Annotated in this window: 14 protein-coding genes and 2 riboswitches; of the genes, 9 read left to right on the forward strand and 5 right to left on the reverse strand. The window is 67.1% G+C overall.

Annotation, left to right across the window (positions count from 1 at the left end):
* Nucleotides 1-65: 65 nt before the first annotated feature.
* From HWX00_RS10835 to HWX00_RS10845, 3 genes are all read right to left on the reverse strand, one after another.
* On the reverse strand, nt 66-1,535 hold the full coding sequence (locus HWX00_RS10835) for a catalase (protein ID WP_124609956.1): 1,470 nt from the start codon (nt 1,533-1,535) through the stop codon (nt 66-68).
* Nucleotides 1,536-1,911: 376 nt separating this feature from the next.
* Entirely contained in the window at nt 1,912-2,844 is a 933-nt protein-coding gene (locus HWX00_RS10840) for a helix-turn-helix domain-containing protein (RefSeq protein ID WP_124609957.1), read from the reverse strand.
* Nucleotides 2,845-3,080: 236 nt separating this feature from the next.
* Nucleotides 3,081-4,547, reverse strand: coding sequence for an efflux transporter outer membrane subunit (locus HWX00_RS10845; protein ID WP_175027777.1), 1,467 nt, complete (start codon nt 4,545-4,547; stop codon nt 3,081-3,083).
* 97 nt (nt 4,548-4,644) lie between these two features.
* Between HWX00_RS10845 and HWX00_RS10850 the strand changes: the two genes are divergently transcribed.
* The 3 genes from HWX00_RS10850 (at nt 4,645) to HWX00_RS10860 (ending at nt 9,561) form a co-directional block, all read left to right on the forward strand.
* A complete protein-coding gene (locus HWX00_RS10850) occupies nt 4,645-5,262 on the forward strand; it encodes a TetR/AcrR family transcriptional regulator (protein WP_049035844.1) in 618 nt (205 codons plus the stop codon).
* 76 nt (nt 5,263-5,338) lie between these two features.
* On the forward strand, nt 5,339-6,460 hold the full coding sequence (locus tag HWX00_RS10855; protein WP_059562115.1) for an efflux RND transporter periplasmic adaptor subunit: 1,122 nt from the start codon (nt 5,339-5,341) through the stop codon (nt 6,458-6,460).
* Complete coding sequence (locus HWX00_RS10860; RefSeq protein ID WP_175027776.1) at nt 6,457-9,561, forward strand: efflux RND transporter permease subunit; 3,105 nt, start codon at nt 6,457-6,459, stop codon at nt 9,559-9,561. The genes HWX00_RS10855 and HWX00_RS10860 overlap by 4 nt, the downstream gene beginning before the upstream one ends.
* Before the next feature lie 304 nt (nt 9,562-9,865).
* Here the strand turns inward: HWX00_RS10860 and HWX00_RS10865 are convergent, their stop codons facing one another.
* Nucleotides 9,866-11,203, reverse strand: a complete 1,338-nt coding sequence (locus HWX00_RS10865; RefSeq protein ID WP_175027775.1) for an aminotransferase-like domain-containing protein — start codon at nt 11,201-11,203, stop codon at nt 9,866-9,868.
* A gap of 477 nt (nt 11,204-11,680) precedes the next feature.
* Between HWX00_RS10865 and HWX00_RS10870 the strand changes: the two genes are divergently transcribed.
* Entirely contained in the window at nt 11,681-12,439 is a 759-nt protein-coding gene (locus HWX00_RS10870) for a sulfite exporter TauE/SafE family protein (RefSeq protein ID WP_124609960.1), read from the forward strand.
* 136 nt (nt 12,440-12,575) lie between these two features.
* Here HWX00_RS10870 and HWX00_RS10875 read toward each other — a convergent pair whose 3' ends face one another.
* The gene (locus HWX00_RS10875) at nt 12,576-13,598 is read right to left on the reverse strand and encodes an ABC transporter substrate-binding protein (protein WP_124671155.1); all 1,023 of its coding nucleotides are present in this window, start codon (nt 13,596-13,598) and stop codon (nt 12,576-12,578) included.
* A gap of 140 nt (nt 13,599-13,738) precedes the next feature.
* Nucleotides 13,739-13,860: riboswitch (guanidine-I (ykkC/yxkD leader) on the reverse strand.
* A gap of 432 nt (nt 13,861-14,292) precedes the next feature.
* Nucleotides 14,293-14,424: riboswitch (guanidine-I (ykkC/yxkD leader) on the forward strand.
* Between the two features lie 57 nt (nt 14,425-14,481).
* On the opposite strand from HWX00_RS10875, the gene HWX00_RS10880 reads away from it, so the two are divergent.
* The 5 genes from HWX00_RS10880 to HWX00_RS10900 all read left to right on the forward strand — a co-directional run bounded on the left by HWX00_RS10880 (nt 14,482) and on the right by HWX00_RS10900 (nt 22,424).
* Entirely contained in the window at nt 14,482-15,249 is a 768-nt protein-coding gene (locus tag HWX00_RS10880; protein ID WP_034190451.1) for an urea amidolyase associated protein UAAP1, read from the forward strand.
* 11 nt (nt 15,250-15,260) lie between these two features.
* Nucleotides 15,261-15,917, forward strand: a complete 657-nt coding sequence (locus HWX00_RS10885) for an urea amidolyase associated protein UAAP2 (protein ID WP_034190452.1) — start codon at nt 15,261-15,263, stop codon at nt 15,915-15,917.
* Nucleotides 15,914-19,519, forward strand: coding sequence for an urea carboxylase (uca, locus tag HWX00_RS10890; RefSeq protein WP_069706401.1), 3,606 nt, complete (start codon nt 15,914-15,916; stop codon nt 19,517-19,519). Before HWX00_RS10885 ends, uca begins: the two co-directional genes overlap by 4 nt.
* On the forward strand, nt 19,516-21,384 hold the full coding sequence (gene atzF / locus HWX00_RS10895; protein ID WP_069706400.1) for an allophanate hydrolase: 1,869 nt from the start codon (nt 19,516-19,518) through the stop codon (nt 21,382-21,384). Before uca ends, atzF begins: the two co-directional genes overlap by 4 nt.
* Nucleotides 21,385-21,449: 65 nt before the next feature.
* Entirely contained in the window at nt 21,450-22,424 is a 975-nt protein-coding gene (locus HWX00_RS10900) for an ABC transporter permease (protein ID WP_059562099.1), read from the forward strand.
* The last annotated feature ends 42 nt before the right edge of the window (nt 22,425-22,466 follow it).

Raw genomic sequence — 22,466 nt, forward strand, 5'->3', positions numbered from 1 at the left:
ACGGTTCTCCATCGAAATGTGAGCGGATGCCGGCGTCCTGGCGGACGCCGCACGCGAACGGCCGGTTACTTCGCCGCAGCCGTCGCCCCGATTCTCGCGAGGGCCTCGCGAACGCCCGCGCCGTACTCGGGGTCCGCCTTCGCGCAATGGAGGATGTGGCGTTCCTGGATAGGCGCGTGGACGGAGGCCAGCTGCCGGGCGGTGTTGTCGAACAGCACCTGTCGCTGCGCCTGACTCATCAGGCGAAACAGATTCCCGGGCTGCGCGAAGTGATCGACGTCCACACGGTGGTCCCAATGTGCGGCGTCGCCCTCGATTCGCAGCGGCGGCTCGTGAAGATCGGGCTGCACTTCCCACTCGCCGGCACTGTTCGGGTAGTAGGACGGCGTGCCGCCGAGGTTGTCGTCGGTGCGCATGGCGCCATCGCGGTGGTAGCTGTGGAAGGGGCACTTCGGCGCATTGACGGGAATGTGATTGAAGTTCACGCCCAGCCGATAACGTTGCGTGTCGCCATAAGAGAAGAGCCGCGCCTGCAGCATCTTGTCCGGCGAAAAGCCGATGCCGGGCACGACGTTCGCGGGCGAGAACGCGGCCTGCTCGACCTCGGCGAAGTAGTTGCCCGGGTTGCGGTTCAATTCGAGCACGCCGACCTCGATCAGCGGGAAATCGCTTTTCGGCCAGACCTTGGTCAGGTCGAACGGGTTGAACGGCAGCGCCCTGGCCTCGTCGTCGTTCATCACCTGAATGAAGAGGGTCCAGCGCGGGAACTCGCCGCGTTCGATGCTTTCGTAAAGGTCGCGGCCATGCGTTTCCCGGTCCTTGCCCACGAGCTGTTCGGCTTCGCCGTCGGTCAGATTCTCGATGCCTTGCTGCGTACGGAAGTGGAATTTCACCCACGTCCGCTGGTTGTCGGCATCGACGAGGCTGAACGTATGGCTGCCGAATCCATGCATGTGACGATAGCTGCGCGGGATGCCCCTGTCGCTCATGACGATCGTGACCTGATGAAGCGCCTCCGGCAGCAGCGTCCAGAAGTCCCAGTTGCTGTTTGCGCTGCGCAGTCCGGTGCGCGGGTCGCGCTTGATCGCGTGATTGAGATCGGGAAAACGCAGCGGATCACGGAAAAAGAACACGGGCGTGTTGTTGCCCACGATGTCCCAGTTTCCTTCTTCCGTATAGAACTTCACCGCGAAGCCCCGGATATCGCGTTCGGCATCGGCGGCGCCGCGCTCGCCGGCGACTGTCGAAAAGCGCATGAATACCGGCGTTGCCTTGCCGATTTCCGAAAAGAGTTTCGCCTTGGTGTAGCGCGTGATGTCGTGCGTGACCGTGAATACGCCATGCGCGCCCGATCCTTTGGCGTGCATGCGTCGTTCGGGAATGACCTCGCGGTCGAAGTGCGCGAGTTTCTCGATCAGCCAGATATCCTGCAGCAGCGCGGGACCGCGCGGGCCGGCCGTTTCGATGTTCAGATTGTCGGCGACGGGCGCACCGGTTGCGTGATCGAGACGCGTAGACGTATCGCGATTTTTCATGCGTCGACTCCAGGAGGGGTGGGCGGACCGGCGCAGCGCCATGCCGTTTCGGGGCGGGCGGCCGCGCGAGGCTTTACGGGAAAATCAACGTGCAATTTCGGCAGGTGCGCCGACATGAAACGGCCGGACCGCGATGGCCACCCGTTCGACGAGTGACGCGCCACGGAGGCATCGACGAGTCGATGTGAGAGAAGCGTACCCGCGGGGTGCCCGCGCGATCTTGTATAAAACACCGGTTCGTTGGACGATTCGCGGACGACCGTCGAATACCGGGGGCAGGGGCTGAATCCGGATCAGGAGGCGGCGGTGCGGGGTGCGTCGGCGCATGTCGAGCGGACACACATGCGCCGCCCGTGACGTTTGCACCGGTGCGGTGCTATCGGTTGCGCTGCGCCCAGTCTTTCGGCCCGCACCCCTCGAGACGCGAGAACACGCGCGAGAAATGACTCTGGTCGAAAAATCCGCAGTCCGACGCGATGCTGGCCAGGCTCGCATCGGTGTCCCGCAACAGCGATTTCGCACGCTCGATTCGGCGCTTGAGCAGCCACTGATGGGGCGTGCTGCCGGTGGTCTGCTTGAAGGCTTCGCCGAAGTAGCTGGTGGAGAGATTGCACTCGCGCGCGAGATCGGCGATCGACGGATTGTCGTGCAGGTGGGACGCGAAATAATCCTCGATGCGCCGCATCTGCCAAGGAGCGAGTCCGGAGCGGCGCGGCCGGAGCGCCGGATCGGCTCGGCCATAGCGTGTGACGACGTGTTCGCAGAACGCCAGCGCGAGGTAATCGATGAACAGCGCACTCGTCAGGTTGGGCTGCTGCAGGACCGTCTGCAGCGTATGCGACAGACTGAGCAGCACCGGGTCGCTGGCGCCGAGATGCGGCTGCACGAGTCCTCCTATGCGCCGGCGCCGCTTTTGATCGGTGAATTCCTCGATCGCGTCCTGGGCCAGATAGAGCCGCATGGTATCGAACGGCATGTCGAGACGGCGCGTCGGGCTCGAGCGCAGGTCGAGCAGAAAGCAACTGCCGGGACTGCACGACGCGGACGCGTCGAGATTGCCGCTTGAATAACGGAGGCCGGGATCGGGGCCGAGTATCAGCGGCATCTGGAAGACGAAGGCTTCCTCCGGTTGCGGCGTGAGCGAGCGCCCCGGCTGGGGCCGCGGGTTGATCAACCGGGTGAACGAAATCGGTTGCCCGTGGGAGAAAACGCCGGCCCGCACGGTCGGTGCGTCTCGCAGGAGAAACCGTCTGGCGAGCGTGTCGTCTGCAACCGGTTGACCGAAATCGACAGGATCCTTGTCGTTCATTCATCGCGCCCTGGAGTGCGCCCGGTCGGGCTTGGCGTGCCTTTGCCCGACGGCGGGTTCAAATGAAATCAGGCCCAATTTATCGCAATTCGATGACGGCCGCGCGATGCGTGCAGTCACGCGCGTGACGCTGTCCGATCGCGGGTGCGACGCGCACGGCAATGGTGCGATTCGCACTCGCGCGGAACCGGACGGTGCGCGGGCGTCGTTGCGCGCGCCAACGCAGGGCGGCTTCGTCAGCGTGAACTCAACGACGTCTGACCGACGTGCGATGCCGGGTCCCAGCCGCCGCCGAGCGCCTTGAACGTCGAGATCGCGGCCCGCGCGGATTCCGTCTGTGCTTGCGCGCGCGCGTCGGCGGCCTGCAGCAGCGTCTCGTTCGCGTGCAATACGTCGATGAAGCTCGCCGCACCGCTGCGGTACGCGGCCATCGACGCATCCTTGGCGCGGGAAAACGACGACTCGGCATGCGACAGCGTGGCCGCCTGCGCCTGTCGATTCACCAATGACGAGAGCGAGTTCTCGACGTCCTCGGACGCGCGGAGGACGGCCTGCCGATAGGCCGCGAGTGCCTGCGCGTCGGCGCCTTTCGCCGCTTCGACATCGGCGCCGATGCGCGCGAAATCGAACAGGCGCCAGCGCAGCCCGACGAGGCCGGCCGCCTGGTTGGCGCCGCTCGAGAACAAGGTACCGGTGGCGGCGGCGGTCGCGCTGCCGAGGAAGGCGTTCAGCGAGACCGTCGGGTAGTACTCGCCGATCGCGGCGCCAATGCGCGCATTGGCCGCGGCGAGGTGACGTTCGGCGGCGATCAGGTCGGGACGTCTTTGCAGCAGATCGGCCGGCGTGCCCATTTCCGCGAGCGACGGCGCAACGGGGATCATGGCGGGCGGGCTCAGCTCCGCGCGGTGCGTGCCGGGAGGCGTGCCGAGCATCACGTCGAGGGCGTTCGACGCCGCGTCGAGCGCCGCGAGCAGGACGGGCACGCCGGCCTGAACCTGATCGAGCGCGCCTTGCGCCTGCTGAACCTGATAGTCGGCCGCCGCACCTTTCGAATACAGGAGTTTCACGTCCGCGAGCAGTGTCTGCTGCGTCTGCACCTGCCGGGTCGCGATGTCCAGACGGGCCTGGAGCCCCCGGATCGTGACGTAGAGGTCCGCGGTCTGGGCCGCGACGGCAAGGCGGGTGGCGACCGCCGCCGCCTGCGTCGCCGAGTAATCGGCGAGCGCGGCTTCACGCTGGCGGCGCAGACCGCCAAAGATGTCGATCTCCCAACCGGCCTCCAGGTTGGTTTCGTACTCGGTGCCCCAGCGCGCGTAACCCGGCGTGGCATTGAGCAATTGCCCCAACGGCGTGTCGACGGACTGATAGGCGCGTGCCGCCGACGCGGAAACCGAGGCCGACGGGAGGAGCGCCGCGTTGGCCGCGCCGAGGCGCGCGCGTGCCTGAGTGATTAGCGCGACGGCCTGAGCCAGGTCCAGGTTCTGCGCCAGCGCCAGCGAAACGTAACGCGTGAGCAGCGGGTCGTTGAAGCTTTCCCACCAGGCGGAGAGATCGGCAACCGGAGCCTGTGCCGTGCCGGCGGACGGCTGGGTCAGGTAGTGCTGCGCCAGCGGCGCATCCGGGCGGTGGTAGTCGGGACCCACGGCGCACGCCGAAAGGGCGGCGACGCTGGCCAGGAGAACAAGTGGACGGTGCAGGGGCATGATCATCTCGGGAGCGCAACGGGAGAGCGGATAGTGTGACCAATATACAATATGGTCACACGTTGTCAACTCGCGAGTGAGCGGCTAAGCTTGAGACATGAACAAACCGACTCCCTCCGCCTCCCCGTCCCGCGGCCCCTCGGACCACGAAGTTCGCGCGCAGATCGTCGACGCCGCAACGGAATACTTCAGCCGCTACGGCTACGAAAAGACCACCGTTTCCGACCTCGCGAAGGAAATCGGGTTTTCAAAAGCCTATATCTACAAATTCTTCGATTCCAAGCAGGCGATCGGTCAAGTCATCTGCGCGAATCGCCTCGCCGCGATGATCACCGCCGTCAAGGAAAATATCGACGGCGCGCACAGCGCGACGGAAAAATTTCGCTGTATGTTCAAGACCTTGCTTTCATCCGGAAGCGAGCTCTTCTTCCAGGATCGCAAGCTTTACGACATCGCCGCCGTGTCGGCCGCATCGCCCTGGCCATCGGTCCAGGGTTATGAGGACCAGATCCGGCAACTCGTCGCCGAGATCCTGCGGCTCGGGCGCGAAACCGGCGAATTCGAACGCAAGACGCCGCAAGACGAGGCGGTGAACGGGATCTTTCTGGTGATGAAGCCCTATTTCAATCCGCTGCTGCTCCAGTACAACCTCGAGGGTGCGGAAGAGGCGACGACCCAACTTGCGAACCTGGTACTCAGAAGTCTCGCGCCATGAATCTTTTTGTGACTGTTGACTGAATTGGTCACTGGTATCAGAATGAGGGCTCCTGTTCTTTGCGAGAGGGGACCTCATGTTCCGGCGCCATCATTTTGTCTACACATTGGGCGTGGCTTCGCTTGCGCTCGCGGCATGCGGCGAGCATCCGGCCGCCGATCCGCGCACCGAGGCGCCACTTGTGCGTACGAGCGCCGTTCACGGCGCGGCGGGGGCGAGCCGGTCGTTTTCGGGTGTCGTGGGCGCCCGCGTTCAGAGCGATCTCGGTTTCCGGGTTCAGGGCAAGGTCATCGAGCGGCTGGTCGACGCGGGCCAGACGGTCAAGCGCGGCCAGCCGCTGATGCGCATCGATCCGATCGACCTGGGGCTGCAGGCCCGTGCGCAGCAGAAGCTCGTGGATGCCGCCCAGGCGCGCGCGACGCAGACGGCCGCCGACGAGGCGCGCTATCGGGATCTCGTCGCGGCCGGCGCGGTTTCGGCATCGACCTATGACCAGCTCAAGGCGGCGGCCGACTCCGCCAAGGCCCAGCTCGTCGCGGCGCAGGCGCAGGCGGTGCTCGCCAACAACGCGTCCGGCTACGCCGTCGTCATGGCGGACGCCGACGGCGTGGTGGTCGAGACGCTGGCGGAGCCCGGCCAGGTCGTCGCGCCGGGACAAATCGTCGTGCGGCTCGCGCATGCCGGCCCCCGCGAGGCCGTCGTCCAGCTTCCCGAGACGCTGCGTCCCGCATCCGGCTCGATCGCCGAGGCGACGCTGTACGGCGCGGCCCAGAAGCCCGTTCCCGCCGTCCTGCGCCAGCTCTCCGACTCCGCCGATCGGCTGACACGGACCTACGAGGCGCGGTACGTTCTCCAGGGCGCGCTGTCGAATGCGCCGCTCGGCGCGACCGTGACGCTCGATCTCGCCGGCGACGCCGGCCAGGCACCCGCCGGCATGGTGGTACCGGTCGGCGCGGTGTTCGATCCAGGCACGGGCACCGGGGTCTGGACGGTCGATCGGGCCCAGTCGCGCGTGACCTGGCGCAAGGTGCGCGTCACCGCATTGAGCGACGACAGTGCGACGGTGACGGGCGACCTTCGCGACGGCGACCAGGTCGTCGCGCTCGGTGCCCAGTTGTTGCACGACGGAGAGCAGGTGCGTCTCGCCAATGACAAGATGATCGCGGCATCCGTCTCCGCGCAAGGAGCGGCGCGATGAGCGGCTTCAACTTGTCGGCGCTCGCGGTGCGGGAGCGCTCGGTCACGCTGTTTCTGATCATCCTGATCTCGATCGCCGGCGTGGTGGCCTTCCTGAAACTGGGGCGGGCCGAAGATCCGCCCTTTACCGTCAAGTCGATGACGGTCATCACGGCGTGGCCCGGCGCGACCGCGCAGGAAATGCAGGACCAGGTGGCCGAGCCGCTCGAAAAGCGCATGCAGGAACTGCGCTGGTACGACCGGACCGAGACCTATACGCGTCCGGGGCTGGCCTTCACCACCGTGACCTTGCTCGACAGTACGCCGCCCGCGGACGTGCCCGAGGAGTTCTATCAGGCGCGCAAGAAGCTGCATGACGAAGCGGGCAACCTGCCGCCCGGCGTGATCGGCCCGCTCGTCAACGATGAGTACTCCGACGTGACGTTCGCGCTGTTCGCGCTGAAGGCGAAAGGCGAGCCGCAACGAGTGCTGGTGCGCGACGCCGAGGGATTGCGCCAGCGGCTTCTTCATGTGCCGGGCGTCAAGAAGGTGAACATCATCGGCGAGCAGGCGGAACGGATCTACGTCTCGTTTTCGCACGACCGGCTCGCGACGCTCGGCGTGACGCCGCAGGAGATCTTCGCCGCGTTGAACAACCAGAACGTTCTGACGCCGGCCGGTTCGATCGATACGGCGGGCGCGCAGGTCTTCATTCGCGTCGAAGGCGCGTTCGACAAGCTGCAGACCATTCGTGACACGCCGATCGTCGTTCAGGGCCGCACGCTGAAGCTTTCCGATGTGGCGACCGTCGAACGCGGTTACGAAGACCCGGCCACGTTCCAGATTCGCAACAACGGCGAACCGGCGTTGCTGCTCGGCGTCGTGATGCGGGACGGCTGGAACGGGCTCAACCTCGGCAAGGCGCTCGACGCGGAGGTCGCATCGATCAACGGCGGGATGCCGCTCGGCATGAGCCTCACGAAGGTGACCGACCAGGCCGTCAATATCCATTCGGCCGTCGACGAATTCATGGTCAAGTTCTTCGTCGCGCTGCTCGTGGTGATGGTCGTGAGCTTCGCGAGCATGGGATGGCGCGTCGGCATCGTCGTGTCGGCGGCGGTGCCGCTGACGCTCGCGGGGGTCTTCGTCGTGATGGCCGTCACGGACAAGAGCTTCGACCGCATCACGCTCGGTTCGCTGATTCTCGCGCTGGGCCTGCTCGTCGACGACGCGATCATCGCCATCGAAATGATGGTCGTGAAAATGGAGGAGGGCTACAACCGCGTCCAGGCGTCGGCTTATGCGTGGAGCCACACGGCCGCGCCGATGCTGTCGGGCACGCTGGTCACGGCGGTCGGCTTCATGCCGAACGGCTTCGCGCGCTCGACGGCGGGCGAATACACGAGCAACATGTTCTGGATCGTCGGCATCGCGTTGATCACGTCGTGGGTCGTGGCCGTCGTCTTCACGCCGTACCTCGGCGTCAAGCTGTTGCCCGACATCGCCGTGATCGAAGGCGGCCACGAGGCGATCTACAACACGCGGAACTACCAGCGCTTTCGCCGTTTCCTCGGGCGCGTGATCGGCCGCAAGTGGATGGTCGCCGGGATCGTGGTGGCATCGTTCGTGATCGCCGTGATGGGCATGGGACTGGTGAAGAAGCAGTTCTTCCCGACGTCCGATCGCCCGGAAGTGCTCGTCGAAGTGCAGATGCCCTACGGGACTTCGATCGAGCAGACCGCGTCGGCAACGGAAAAGGTCGAGGCGTGGCTCGCGAAGCAGCCGGAAGCGCAGATCGTGACCTCGTACATCGGGCAGGGCGCGCCGCGCTTCTATCTGGCGATGTCTCCGGAGCTGCCGGATTCGTCCTTCTCGAAGATCGTGATCCGCACGAACGACGAGCGTCAACGTGAAGCGCTCAAATTCCGTCTGCGCAAGGTCGTCGCCGCAGGCCTGGTGCCCGGGGCGCAGGTTCGCGTCACGCAGCTGGTGTTCGGCCCTTACTCGCCTTACCCCGTCGCGTTCAGGGTCATGGGCCCGGACGCGGGGACGTTGCGCACGATCGCCGCACAGGTCGAACGGACGATGAACGCCAGCCCGATGATGCGAACGGTGAACGCCGACTGGGGGCCGCGCGTACCCACCGTGCACTTCACGCTCGATCAGACTCGTCTCGGGTCGTTCGGGCTGACGTCCAGCTCGGTCGCGCAGCAACTGCAATTCCTGCTGACCGGGATTCCCGTCACGCACGTGCGCGAGGACATTCGTTCGGTGGAACTGGTCGCGCGTTCGGCGGGAGACACCCGGCTCGACCCGCAACGGATCGAAGGATTCACGTTGGTCGGTACCGCGGGGCAGCGGGTGCCGCTCTCGCAGGTCGGCAAGGTCGACATCCGCATGGAGGATCCGATCCTGCGCCGTCGCGATCGAACGCCGACGATCACCGTGCGCGGCGATATCGCCGAAGGATTGCAACCGCCCGATGTGTCGACCGCGATGCTCGCGCAGCTGCAGCCCATCATCGCGAAGCTGCCGGGCGGCTACCGGATCGAGGAGGCCGGTTCCATCGAGGAGGCCAACAAGGCGACCAATGCACTCGCGCCGCTGTTTCCGATCATGATCGCGCTGACGTTGCTCATCATCATTTTCCAGACGCGCTCGATTGCCGCGACCATGATGGTGTTCGCGACCAGTCCGCTGGGTCTGATCGGCGTGGTGCCGACGCTTCTGCTGTTCAATCAGCCCTTCGGCATCAACGCCTTGGTCGGGCTCATTGCGCTGTCCGGCATCCTGATGCGCAACACGCTGATCCTGATCGGCCAGATCGAGGTGAACACGCACGCGGGCATGATGCCGTTCGATGCGGTGGTGGAGGCGACCCTGCAGCGCTCGCGGCCGGTGATCCTGACGGCGGTTGCCGCGATGCTGGCGTTCATTCCGCTGACCCATTCCGTGTTCTGGGGCACGCTGGCTTATACGCTGATCGGAGGAACCTTCGCCGGAACGATTCTGACGCTGGTGTTTCTGCCGGCCATGTACTCGATCTGGTTCAAGATCCGGCCCGCGGCAGGAGAAAGCCGTTCCGCGCTCGAACCCAGCGCCAGCGTGACGACGGAGGCATGAGCGCGCCGGGCGATGAAGGTATCGCCCGGCGCCTCGCGACGCGGAGTCGACCTGCGTCCGGTTGCGAGCCCGGCGGCGAACGGATTGACGCTGCGGGAAGGCGAGCCATGGCTTGCAGTCGAGATCGGGAGAGGCGATCCGGTGCGCCCCGTTTGTTCTTTGCGCGGTGACTTCGGGGCGTCGGGCCGTGGCACGGAATCGGACCGACGCCGGACGGCGACTCGATGCGGCGGCGGGAGGTGACCGGCAGGTGGGACGAGATCCGGCGTTCGCAGGCCGGCAATGCCGGCCGGGACAAGACGGACTACCGATCAGTATGGTCTTTCACCACGTTCGCGACTGTCTCGAGGGAGCGCCGGAGCGTGTCGAGGTCGACCGAACCCAGTGCCAGGCGAACGGCGTGCGGAACGTGTCTCGACGCAGCAAAGGGATGTGCCGTCGACACCGAGATGCGCTCACGCAGCAACGCCTTCGCAACGGCATCCGCCCGAACCTCGTGTGGCAGCGGCAGCCAGACGAAGTACGACGAGGAGTGACGGACCGGCTTCAAATGACCGAGGACTTCGCTCACGACGGCCTGGCGCAGGGAAGCGTCACGCCGTTTCTCCGCTTCGAGCCTTGCAACGGTGCCGTCCTCGATCCAGCCGCAGGCAATCGCCGTCATGGCGGCGGGCGTGTTCCAGACGGTCGCCCGGATCGGGCGTTCCAGTTTGCCGACCCAGTCGCGCGGTGCGTTGACCATGCCGATGCGCAGCCCCGTCGCGACGCTCTTCGACAAGCTGGACACGTACACCGTCAGTTCGGGCGCAAGCATCGCAAGCGGCGGCGGCGGCGGACGCTTCTCCAGAAAGGCATAAGCCGCATCCTCGATCAGGATCAGTCCGTGTTGCCGGGCAATGGACACCAGATGACGCCTTTGACGGGCGCTCACCACCCATCCCAGCGGGTTATGCAGGGTCGGCATCGTGTACATCGCGCGCACCCGTCTTCGCCGGCACAATTTCGCCAGGGCATCCAGATCGGGGCCGTCTGCCGCACCTGGAATCGTCACGAGTTCGAGCCGGAAAGCCTCGGCGGTCAGCTTGAAACCGGGGTACGTCAGCGCGTCCACCGCGACGACGTCGCCGGGGTCGAGCAATGCCATGGCGGTCGCGGTGAGCCCGTGCTGTGCGCCGCTCACGAGCAGCGTGTTCTCGGGTGACGCCGACAAGCCGCGGCTCGTCAGATGGCGGGCCATGGTCTCCCGCTCGTGCGGCCGCCCGCCATGGGGATGGTAGCGAAGCAATGCGTCCAGGTTGCCTGACCCCGCCAGCTCTCGCAGCGCCGTTCTCAGAAGCTCGCCCTGACCCGGCATGGAAGGGTTGTTGAAGTTCAGGTCGATCGCGCCGTCGTTCCAGGCCTGGAGATCGACGCCATGACCGCGCGGAAGCACTTCCTTCACAAACGTGCCGCGGCCGGTTTCACCGCTGACCAATCCCATTGCATCGAGCTCGGCGTAGACGCGCGTGGCGGTCGCGAGCGACAGGCCCTCTCGCGCGGCGAGATCGCGGTGGGTCGGCAGTCGGGTTCCAGGACGCAGTCGACCTTCGTGGATGTCCGCCGCGAACCGGTCAACCACTTCCTTGTAGCGAAGTCGAGGCATGTCGATTCAATACAATCGTTTGAATGTACCGATTATCTTCCAAACATCGCGCGTGATACCAACGCTTCTCGCGTCTTGTCGCAGTCGCTCGCCTTTACGCATCGACATTTGTGCAGGTCACGCGCCTCCAGGATCAGAAATTACGGTGCAATTCGACAGATTTACATACGCCGAAACCTGCGATCCGGATGACGCTTGCCGGCCCGGAAAAGAACTGAAGGGAGCCGGCCTGGCAGGCTGCTGCACGTCCAAGACATCGCCGGATGTATCCATGACAATAATTTGATTGTACTGACATGGCGAACTACGATGCGTTGTCGATTCAAGCCAGACCCGCGATTTCCGGCAGATCGCCGCACTGACGGTCAGCGCGAGCGTCACACCGACCCGGCGCGCCGGACTGCATGCGCCGTCGTTTGCGGGGTCGATCTCACCGAATACGCTTCCCGTTACCGAGGTGAAGGGAAGGGAGGCAACATGGAACTGAACGTCACTGTCATCCTCATCACTTTCGCCGGTGTTTTCCTGATCTGCTTCATGAAGGGCGCCTTCGGTGGCGGTTTCGCCATCGTCGGCATCCCGCTGCTGTCGCTCGTCATGGATCCCGTCACGGCGGGCGGCTTGCTTGCGCCGCTGTTCATTGCAATGGATCTGTTCGGTCTGCGGTACTGGAAGCCGTCGACCTGGTCCAAGCCCGACCTCGTGTGGCTGGTGCCCGGACTGGTCGTCGGCATCGGGATCGGTTATGTGCTGTTTCGCGGGCTGGACCACCGGGCAATCGCCATCGTGATGGCCGTCGTGACACTGACGTTCGTCGGAATGTGGTTCATGCGAGGGGGTGAAGTCGTGGTGCGTGCGCGCTCGTCGCGCAAAGCGGTCGCAGCCGGCATGACCTCGGGCATTACCACGATGGTCGCGCACTCCGGAGGGCCGCCGTTGGCGATGTACCTGCTGCCGCTCGGTCTTGGCAAGCAGATGTATGCCGGGACGACCAGCATGTTTTTCACGGTAGGCAACCTCCTCAAGGCGTTGCCCTGGCTGGCGCTGGCGAGGCCGACGGGCGCTGTCTGGGCGTTGATGGCCATCTGCCTTCCCGCCATTCCCGCGGGCGTCTGGCTGGGCTGGCGCCTGCATGACAGGCTGAACCAGCGTCAGATGTACCGAGCCTGTTATGGCCTGCTGATGGTCACGGCCCTGAAACTGCTGTGGGATGGTGCATCCGGATTTCTGCGTTAGAGATCCTGCGCTGTTGCTCGCGACCGGCTGGTGGCAGCGTGCGCCGATTCGACAGTCGGCCCGCGGCGGCCACCGCGCGGCCGTTCGTCGGGAACGGCCGGATCGGTAACCGGGGCGGCACGCGGGCCGGCCGCCGTCAATGCGGCGCGGTGAACCGCGGATCGATGTACGCGTCGACGTCCTGCGACTGCTTGTACACGGCGTTGCGCACGTTGAACGCGTTCGCATTGCGCGTCGAGCCGTAGATGGAGTCGAGCCCGTCGCCCTTGCGGAACGCACGTTTCGCGGCGGCCTCGTCGAGCAGGTGCGTGCCTTTCAGCAGCGGAAGGTATTGTTCCGGCGCGAGTCCGACGCGTGCCGACATGATCTTGACCGCGTCGCCCTGCGTCTTCGGATCGTTGATGTACGCGACGCAGCGATACCAGACCTTGACCACCTTCGCCCAGTCGGCCCGGCGCGCGGCGAGGCTCGTCGGCGCGACCGTGATCGCGTCGTAGATCAGCCCCGGCGCATCGGCCGACGTGAAGATCGCCCGCGCGCCCGGTGCGCGCTTCAACGCTTCGCCCGCATTCGGTTGCCACGCGGCCACCGCGGCGATGTCGGCCGACGAGCCGAGCACCTGCGGCAGTTCGTTGGTTTTCGCATTCACGAGCGTGACGTCGCTGTTCTTGAGCCCGTGCTTCTGCAGCGCGGTTTCAAGCAGCAGGTGGTCGACGAGGCCGAGTTCCACGCCGACCTTCTTGCCCTTCAGCGCCTCGACGGTGCGCAACGGCGGCTTCGCGACGATCATGTCGTTGCCGGCCGAATAGTCGGTCAGCAGGATCATCACGTTCTTCGCGCCGGACGCGCCGGTGACGAGCGCATCGCCGTTGGTCGCCGCGACCGCGTCGAGCTTGCCCGCCGAAAACGCGTCGAGCGACGCCGAGTAATCGAACCATTCGAAATCGACGTCGACGCCGGCTTCCTTGAACCAGCCCTTGTCGAGCGCGACCTGGAACGCGACCCAGCCGGGCCAGTCGCTGTAGCCGATCTTCAGCGGGGCGGCGGCTTGCGCGGCGGGGGCCGCCCACAGCGCGGCAGCCGCGACGGCGGCCCCCACTGCGTGGCGGACGAAACGGAAGGACGACAGGCGGCGGAACGCCGGGGCGGGACGGGTCATCGTTGTTCTCCAGGAGACCGGGATCGGGATCGTCGATACGGACCGCGCGCGAACGCACGGTCCGACTGCGTGACCGGTTCCTGCGGATGCGGAACGGAAAAAGCGGCCACGGAGAGGCACGATGGCCGTTGCCATCGCCAATCTCCCGGGCTTTTGTCCCGCCGTGTAGCGCATGCGCGTCCGCTCTCGCGATCGGACGAACCCGCGCCGGGCTGCTCTCGGACCAGACGTTCGGTGAACCGGAACCCTAGCACCCCTAAGATGCGACGCCGCCGCACCTCTCGGCGTCATGCCGAGCGAGAAGCGTGCCAACGGCACGCGGCGGCGCGTTTCAGCGGCGGCGCGTGGCGCGCTGAAGTTCGATGAAGCGGGCGGCGAACAGCGCGGTCAATACGCGCCGGAGCAGGTCGAGCTTGTTCATGAGGGGCGGGACATCGAGTGACGGTGTGCCGATTCAGCAATGCCCGTGCCACCGTGTATCGCACCATGCGCGATCGCATTGCACGCACTGCGCCGGTGCGCGTTCGCGTGTGCGTGGTGCGCCGCGCGCCCGGTGCGGGGGCAAGCGGACGCGGCGGCTTCGCGCATGCCGGGCGTCGGCGCGCCGCCGTACGGCGTCGTGCGGTCGGGGCGAGGACGTTGGCACGCAATTCGCTTGATCGACGTTCGAGAGGTGCGAAGCAATTTGCATCATCTTCAGGATCGCTAGGGTTCCGGTCGTGCGGCGTACGCCGCGCGATGCCTGGTCCGAGAGCAATCCGGTCTTGCCTTTGCCTCGATGCGAGGAAACGGCGAGGCTCCACGGAGGGATAAAAGCCCGGGAGGTCGCGATGTCGTTCGGTCGCCCTCTCACGCCTTTTGTCCAACCGACCCCGGAGCCGCCATGTCGCCGAGCCCCCAAGCCACCCCCGTCTCTGTCCTCGCGCCACCGCCGCACGTCGCGTGGGAAACGCTGATTCCTGCCGGAACCCATTGGTCCGGCATCCTGCGCCGCGGTCTCGCGCTGCGCATCGTCGACGTCGACGGCGGCGCGAACCTGTCTGCCGTCTTTCATCGCCAGGAAGACCTGCTCGAACGTTACAACATGGCCGACACGCTGAAGGCGCAGCACACCGCGCATCTCACGCGCGGCCATGCGCTGTACACGGACATGGGGCGCGTGATCGCGTCGATCACCGCCGATACGCTCGGCTGGCACGATCCGCTCGGCGGCGTCGGCGATGCGCGGTTGTTTGCGCACAAGTACGGCACGACGTCGTACCAGGCCGATCGCAACGCGATGATCCGCAACGGCCGCGACAGTCTCGTGCTCGAGCTCGCGAAATACGGGCTGTCGGCGCGTGACCTGGCCGCGAACGTCAACTTCTTCAGCAAGCTGGACACGCGCGAGGACGGCGCGCTCGATTTCGTCGCGGGACATTCGCCGGCCGGCAGCGCGCTGGACCTGCGCTTCGAGATGAACACGCTCGCGGCGTTCTCGACCGCGCCGCATCCGTTCGATCCGCGCCCCGACTATGCGCCGAAGGCCGTGAAGCTGATCGCGTACCGCGCGTATCCGGCCGATGGCGCGGCGCCCGACGACGACCCGTGCCGGCGCGCGTGCGCCGAGAACACGCGCGGCTTCGCCAACACCGACCGTCTGTTCGCATAAGGAGCGAGGCCATGCCGATCATCGAAAGCCGTCTCGACCCGCGCGACGCAATCCACGACGTCACGCTGAACGCGGGCGACCCGTGGCTGTACGACCTGAAGCGCGGGCAGGTCCTGCGCATTCTCGACCTCGAGGGCAACCAGGCCGTCGATACGCTGTTCTACCGCTCCGACGATCCCGAGGAGCGCTACAGTGCGCAGGACACGATCCGTGCGCAGCGCAACCTGTACCTGAGCGCGGGCAGCGTGCTCGTCTCGAGCCGCGGCAATCCGATGGCGACGATCGTCGCCGATACGTGCGGCCGCCACGACACGCTCGGCGGTGCCTGCGCGGCCGAGAGCAACACGGTGCGCTATGCGCTCGACAAACGCTACATGCACAACTGCCGCGACAGTTTCCTCAACGCGATCGCGCACTGCACATGCGGAACCGGCGCGCGGCTCACCAAGCGCGACCTGGTCGGCAATGTCAATTTCTTCATGAACGTACCCGTCACGCCGCGCGGCGGGCTCACGTTCGAGGACGGCATCTCCGCGCCCGGCAAATACGTCGAGATGCGCGCGGAGATGGACGTCACGGTGCTGATCTCGAACTGCCCGCAGCTCAACAATCCGTGCAACGGCTACAACCCGACGCCCGTGCGGCTGACGATCTGGGAGGCCGCATGAGATTCTCCAAAGTGCTCGTCGCGAACCGCGGCGAAATCGCCTGCCGCGTGATCCGCACGCTGAAGCGCCTCGGCATCGCGTCGGTCGCGATCTATTCGGACGCCGATCGCGACGCGCGCCACGTGGCGCTCGCCGACGAGGCCGTGCGAGTCGGGCCGGCACCGGCGGCCGACAGCTATCTGAACGTCGCGGCGATCCTCGCGGCCGCGCGCGAGACCGGCGCGCAGGCGGTGCACCCCGGCTACGGCTTCCTGTCCGAGCATGCCGGTTTCGCCGACGCATGCGAAGCGGCCGGCCTGCGCTTCATCGGGCCGCGCGGCGATCACATGCGCGCGTTCGGTCTCAAGCACACCGCGCGCGAACTCGCCGCCGCGCAGGGCGTCGCGCTGCTGCCGGGCACCGGGCTGCTCGACGACGTGGCGACGGCGCTCGCCGAAGCCGACGCGATCGGCTACCCGGTGATGCTGAAAAGCACTGCGGGCGGTGGCGGCATCGGCATGTCGCTGTGCCGCGATGCCGCGCAGCTCGGCGCGGCGTTCGAATCCGTCGTGCGGCTCGGCACCGCGAACTTCGCGCATGCGGGCGTGTATCTCGAGAAGTTCGTCGAACACGCGCGGCACATCGAGGTGCAGATCTTCGGCGACGGCCGTGGCGGCGCGATCTCGCTCGGCGAACGCGATTGCTCGGTGCAGCGGCGCAACCAGAAAGTGATCGAGGAAACGCCCGCGCCCGACCTGACCGACGCCGAGCGCGACGCGTTGCACGCGAGCGCGGTGCGGCTGGCGCGCGCGGTGAGCTACGCGTCGGCCGGCACGGTCGAGTTCGTGTTCGACGCGAGCGCGCGGCGGTTCTATTTCCTCGAGGTGAACACGCGGCTGCAGGTCGAGCATGGCGTGACCGAAGCGGTGACGGGCGTCGATCTCGTCGAATGGATGATCCTGCAGGCCGAAGGCGACCTGCCGCCGCTCGACACGCTTGCCGTTGCGCCGCGCGGCGCGAGCATTCAGGTGCGGCTCTATGCGGAGGATCCGCACAAGCAGTTCCAGCCGAGTGCCGGGCTGCTCACGCACGTCGCGTTTCCCGAAAACGTGCGGGTCGACGGCTGGATCGAGGCAGGCACGGAGATCAGCGCGTTTTACGATCCGCTGCTCGCGAAGCTGATCGTGCGCGGCGACACGCGGCGCGACGCGCTGGCCGCGCTGCGGGCCGCGCTCGAACAGACCGAGCTGTACGGGATCGAGACCAATCTCGACTACCTGCGTGCCGTGGCCGGCTCCGACACGTTTGCGCGCGGCGCGCCGACGACCGCCTTTCTGTCGCGCTTCGCGTTCGCGCCGCACACGATCGACGTGCTCGACGGCGGCGTGCAGACCACCGTGCAGCAGTCCCCGGGGCGCGTCGGCTACTGGAGTGTCGGGGTGCCGCCGTCGGGTCCGATGGACGATCGCGCGTTCGATCTCGCCAACGCGCTGATCGGCAACCCGCGCGACGCGGCCGGGCTCGAGTTCACGATGGTCGGCGCGACGCTGCGCTTCAATACCGCGACGCTGTTCGCGCTCGGCGGCGCGCCGCTCGCGGCCACGCTCGACGGCGAACCCGTGCCGTTCTGGCAGGTCGTTCGCGCGCGGTCGGGCGCGGTGCTGAAACTGGGCGGCGTGACGGGCGCGGGCGTGCGTGCGTGTCTCGTCGTCAAGGGCGGGCTGCAGGTGCCCGACTATCTCGGCAGCAAGGCGACCTTCACGCTCGGCCAGTTCGGCGGCCACGCGGGCCGCGCGCTGCGCAAGGGCGACGTGCTGCATCTGCACGCGGACGCCGGGCGCGGCGACGCGGGCGCGGCGCTGTCGACGGCCGACGTTCCCGTGCTGACGCATGCGTGGACGCTCGGCGTGCTCGATGGCCCGCACGGCGCACCGGATTTCTTCACGCCGGACGACATCGCGATGCTCCACGGCACGCAATGGACGGTCCACTACAACTCCAGCCGCACCGGCGTGCGGCTGATCGGGCCGAAGCCGCGGTGGGCGCGTGCGGACGGCGGCGAGGCCGGGCTGCATCCGTCGAACATCCACGACAACGCGTATGCGATCGGTGCCGTCGACTTCACCGGCGACATGCCGGTGATTCTCGGCCCGGACGGGCCGAGCCTCGGCGGTTTCGTGTGTCCGGTGACGGTCGTGCGCGACGAGTTGTGGAAGCTCGGGCAGTTGCGGCCGGGCGATACCGTGCAGTTCGTGCGTGCGGGCGCGTCGGCCGGGAAACCGGCTGACGAGATCGTGCAGTCGACGCGCGACGTCGCCGCTGCTGCCTGCGCGGCGCCCGGCGAATGCGTGCTGCATCGCGACCCGTCGGCCGGCGGCGTCGGCGTTGTCTATCGGCGCTCGGGCGATCGCAACGTGCTGGTCGAATACGGGCCGCTCGTGCTCGACCTGAACCTGCGCTTTCGCGTGCACGCCCTCATGTGCTGGCTCGACGCGCACCGGTTGCCCGGCATGCTCGACCTGACGCCGGGCATCCGTTCGCTTCAGGTGCAGTTCGATGCAAGCGTGCTGCCGCTCGAAACACTGCTCGCGCATCTGCAGGCCGCCGAGCGCGAATTGCCCGACGTGGCCGACATGCGCGTGCCGAACCGCATCGTGCATCTGCCGCTGTCGTGGGACGACCCGTCGACGCGCGTCGCGATCGAGCGCTACATGCAGTCGGTGCGGCCCGACGCGCCGTGGTGTCCGAGCAATATCGAGTTCATCCGGCGCATCAACGGCCTTGCGAGCATCGACGACGTGAAGCGCATCGTGTTCGACGCGCGCTACCTGGTGATGGGGCTCGGCGACGTCTACCTCGGCGCCCCCGTCGCGACGCCGATCGATCCGCGCCACCGGCTCGTGACGACCAAGTACAACCCCGCGCGGACCTGGACGCCGGAGAACGCGGTCGGCATCGGCGGCGCGTATCTGTGCGTGTACGGGATGGAAGGGCCCGGCGGCTATCAGTTCGTCGGCCGTACCGTGCAGATGTGGAACCGTCACCGCAGCACGCGCGAATTCGAAGCCGGCAAGCCGTGGCTGCTGCGGTTCTTCGACGAGATCCGTTTCTATGAAGTCAGCGAGGCCGAATTGAGCGAGTTGCGCGCGGATTTCATCGCGGGCCGCGCGACGCTGAAGATCGAGGATTCCGTGTTCGATCTGCGCGCCTACAACGGCTTCCTGCACGACGAGGCCGACTCGATCGCGGCGTTCAAGGCGACGCAGCAGGCCGCATTCGACGCCGAACGCGAGCGGTGGCGGGCAGCCGGCCATGCGGAATACGTCGGCGAGACGGAGCAGGACGACGCGCATGCGGCGCCGGCGGCGGCCACGCTCGACGATACGCAGCGGGCGATCGCCGCGGACGTGTCGGGCAGCGTATGGAAGGTGCTGGTGGAAGCCGGTGAGCGCGTGACCGAAGGGCAGGTCGTCGCGATCGTCGAATCGATGAAGATGGAGGTGGCGGTGACGGCAACGGAAGACGGCACGATCGAGACGATCGATTGCGCGCCCGGCGCGGCGGTGGTGGCCGGGCAGCGGCTGATGGTGATGAAGGCGGGTGCCGCCGAGGAGGTGGCATGAGCACGACGGAGCACTCGATCCTGCCGGGGCTGCAATCGATTGCCGCGCTGCGCGCGCGCTACGCGGCGGGCGACCTGACGCCGCATGCGCTCGTCGATGCGATTGCCGCGCATTTCGACGCGGGCGATCCGCACCATGCGTGGATCCGGCCGCTGACGCGCGACGAGATGTCGTCGTATGCCGACGCGCTGGCCGGTCGCGACATGGCGTCGCTGCCGCTTTACGGCGTGCCGTTCGCGATCAAGGACAACATCGACCTCGCCGGCATACCGACGACGGCAGGCTGCCCCGCATACGCCTACACGCCGGCACGCAGCGCGCCCGTCGTCGAACGGCTGATCGCGGCCGGCGCGATTCCCGTCGGCAAGACCAATCTCGACCAGTTCGCGACCGGGCTCTCGGGGCAGCGCTCGCCTTACGGCGCGTGCCGCAATGCGCTCGATCCGCGCTACGCGTCGGGCGGCTCCAGCTCGGGGTCGGCCGTGGCGGTCGCGCTCGGCGTCGCAGCGTTCTCGCTCGGCACCGACACGGCCGGCTCGGGGCGCGTGCCGGCCGCGTTCCACGGGCTGGTCGGGCTCAAGCCGACGCGTGGCGTGCTGAGCACGCTCGGCGTGGTGCCGGCCTGCCGGTCGCTCGATTGCGTATCGGTGTTCGCGCGTTCGGCGGACGATGCGCGCACGGTGTTCGCCGCCGCGCACGGCGTGACCGAAGGCGACCCGTACGGGCGCGCGTGGCAACCGCTGTTGGGCGCGGACGGCTTGCGAGCGCACGCGGCGCGGCCGCTCGGGCAAGTGCGTTTCGGCACGCCGCGGGCCGATCAGCTCGAATTCTTCGGCGACGCGTCGTATCGCGCGGCCTGGGCGGCGGCGCTCGAGCGGCTTCGCGCGACCGGCGCGCAACTCGTCGAGATCGACTTCGGCCCGTTCCTGGCCGCCGCGCGGCTGCTGTACGAAGGCCCGTGGGTGGCCGAGCGGCTCGCCGCGATCGGCGCGTTCGCCGCGCGCGAACCCGATGCGCTGCATCCGGTGATCCGCGAAATCGTCGGCGGCGCGTCGCGCTTCAGCGCCGCCGATGCGTTCACCGCGTTCGACCGGCTCGCCGCGCTGCGGATCGACGCGGCCCGCGCGTGGGATGGCCTCGACGCGATCGTGATGCCGACCTCGGCGACGACGGCCACCGTCGACGCGCTCGAAGCCGATCCGATCGCGATCAATTCGCGCTTCGGCTACTACACGAACTTCGTGAACCTGCTCGACCTGTCGGCAATCGCGGTGCCGGCGGGCGCGTGCGAAACCGGGCCGCACGCGGGGCTGCCGTTCGGCATCACGTTCGTCGGTCGCGCGCACGACGATGCGCGGCTGCTCGATCTCGCGCACGCGTGGGGCGACGGCGCCGCGAGCGCCGGCGACCTCCGGCCATCGGCAGCCGCGGTCACGCCGCGTGCTGCATCGGCCGGCGTCGTGCGGCTGGCCGTCGTCGGCGCGCATCTTCGCGGCGAACCGTTGAACGGCCAGCTCACGGAACGCGGCGCGCGCTTCGTCGCCGCCACCACGACGGCGCCCGCCTATCGCCTCTATGCGCTCTCCGCCGAGGCGAGCGGCGGCGTGGCGAAGCCGGGCCTCGTGCGCGTGCCGGACGGCGGCGCGCCGATCGCGGTCGAGATCTGGGAGATGCCGGTCGAGGCATACGGCAGCTTCGTCGCCGGCATCGCGGCGCCGCTCGGTATCGGCACGCTTACGCTCGCCGACGATTCGCGGGTGCAGGGCTTCCTGTGCGAGAGCGTCGCGCTGGGCGACGCGCAGGACATCACGCGCTTCGGCGGCTGGCGGGCCTACCGCGCGCAGTCCGGCGGCGCATTGCACTGATTGCACGGTCGCGCGCTGCCGCGGCAGCCGCGCGACCGGTACCCGAAACCGAAATGGAGATTCCCATGACAACGACCCGCAACACGACCGGCTGGCTCGCGGTGCGCCGCGAGCTGACGACGCGCGGCAAATGGACCCTCGGGCTGGCGTCGTTCCTGCTGCCGTTCGCCGTCTGGTGCCTGATCAGCTACGTGCCGTTCGTCTGGCATCCGCAAATGCGCGTGACGAATCCAGGCAGCGTCGACTATTTCCAGACCGGCATGCAGGTCGATCGCGACGTGTTCGACGACGAGCTCGCGCATGCGCGGGCCGCCCACGCCGCGGTGCCCGAAGGCGTGCGCGCGAATCCGGTCTACCTGCCGGCGCCGCATCAGGTGCTGCGCGCGTTCTACACGGCGTTCACGACGCCGCCGGCCTCCCGCGACGGCGTATGGCTGCACGAGAGCCTGTGGCACAGCATCCGCATCATCTTCTGGGGCTTCGTGATCTCGTCCGCGATCGGCGTGCCGCTCGGCATCGTCTGCGGCACCTTCAGCGCGCTCGCGCGGCTGCAGGAGCCGTTCCTGGAGTTCTTCCGCTACCTGCCGGCGCCGGCGTTCGGCGCGTTGATGGTCGCGATACTCGGCATCTACGATGCGCCGAAGATCGCGATCATCGTGATCGGCACGCTGTTCCAGCAGGTGCTGATCATCGCGAATACCACACGCAAGCTCGAATACGGGCTGTTCGAGGCCGCGATGACGCTCGGCACGAAGAAGCTGAAGCTGCTCACGCATGTCGTGATTCCGGGCGTGCTGCCGGACCTGTATCGGGATCAGCGGATCCTGCTCGGCTGGGCATGGACCTACCTGATCGTCGCCGAACTCGTCGGCACCAGTTCCGGCATCACGTGGTACATCAGCCAGCAGGCGCGCTACCAGCATTTCGACAACGTGTATGCGGCGATCCTGATGATCGGGATCATCGGCCTCGGCACCGACATCGTGCTCGGGCTGCTCGGACGCCGGTTCTTTCCGTGGGACCGCACGCTCAAGGCGTGACATCCGTTGACGCAACCCCATCGACCGTTTCTCGCAGAGGGC

Source organism: Burkholderia seminalis DSM 23518, from assembly GCF_902832885.1.
Classification (GTDB): Bacteria; Pseudomonadota; Gammaproteobacteria; order Burkholderiales; family Burkholderiaceae; genus Burkholderia; species Burkholderia seminalis.

Coding starts and splice junctions, on each gene's coding strand:
- HWX00_RS10835 (WP_124609956.1), bottom strand. CDS start 1,535: ATGAAAAATCGCGATACGTCTACGCGTCTCGATCACGCAACCGGTGCG.
- HWX00_RS10840 (WP_124609957.1), bottom strand. CDS start 2,844: ATGAACGACAAGGATCCTGTCGATTTCGGTCAACCGGTTGCAGACGAC.
- HWX00_RS10845 (WP_175027777.1), bottom strand. CDS start 4,547: ATGCCCCTGCACCGTCCACTTGTTCTCCTGGCCAGCGTCGCCGCCCTT.
- HWX00_RS10850 (WP_049035844.1), top strand. CDS start 4,645: ATGAACAAACCGACTCCCTCCGCCTCCCCGTCCCGCGGCCCCTCGGAC.
- HWX00_RS10855 (WP_059562115.1), top strand. CDS start 5,339: ATGTTCCGGCGCCATCATTTTGTCTACACATTGGGCGTGGCTTCGCTT.
- HWX00_RS10860 (WP_175027776.1), top strand. CDS start 6,457: ATGAGCGGCTTCAACTTGTCGGCGCTCGCGGTGCGGGAGCGCTCGGTC.
- HWX00_RS10865 (WP_175027775.1), bottom strand. CDS start 11,203: ATGCCTCGACTTCGCTACAAGGAAGTGGTTGACCGGTTCGCGGCGGAC.
- HWX00_RS10870 (WP_124609960.1), top strand. CDS start 11,681: ATGGAACTGAACGTCACTGTCATCCTCATCACTTTCGCCGGTGTTTTC.
- HWX00_RS10875 (WP_124671155.1), bottom strand. CDS start 13,598: ATGACCCGTCCCGCCCCGGCGTTCCGCCGCCTGTCGTCCTTCCGTTTC.
- HWX00_RS10880 (WP_034190451.1), top strand. CDS start 14,482: ATGTCGCCGAGCCCCCAAGCCACCCCCGTCTCTGTCCTCGCGCCACCG.
- HWX00_RS10885 (WP_034190452.1), top strand. CDS start 15,261: ATGCCGATCATCGAAAGCCGTCTCGACCCGCGCGACGCAATCCACGAC.
- uca (WP_069706401.1), top strand. CDS start 15,914: ATGAGATTCTCCAAAGTGCTCGTCGCGAACCGCGGCGAAATCGCCTGC.
- atzF (WP_069706400.1), top strand. CDS start 19,516: ATGAGCACGACGGAGCACTCGATCCTGCCGGGGCTGCAATCGATTGCC.
- HWX00_RS10900 (WP_059562099.1), top strand. CDS start 21,450: ATGACAACGACCCGCAACACGACCGGCTGGCTCGCGGTGCGCCGCGAG.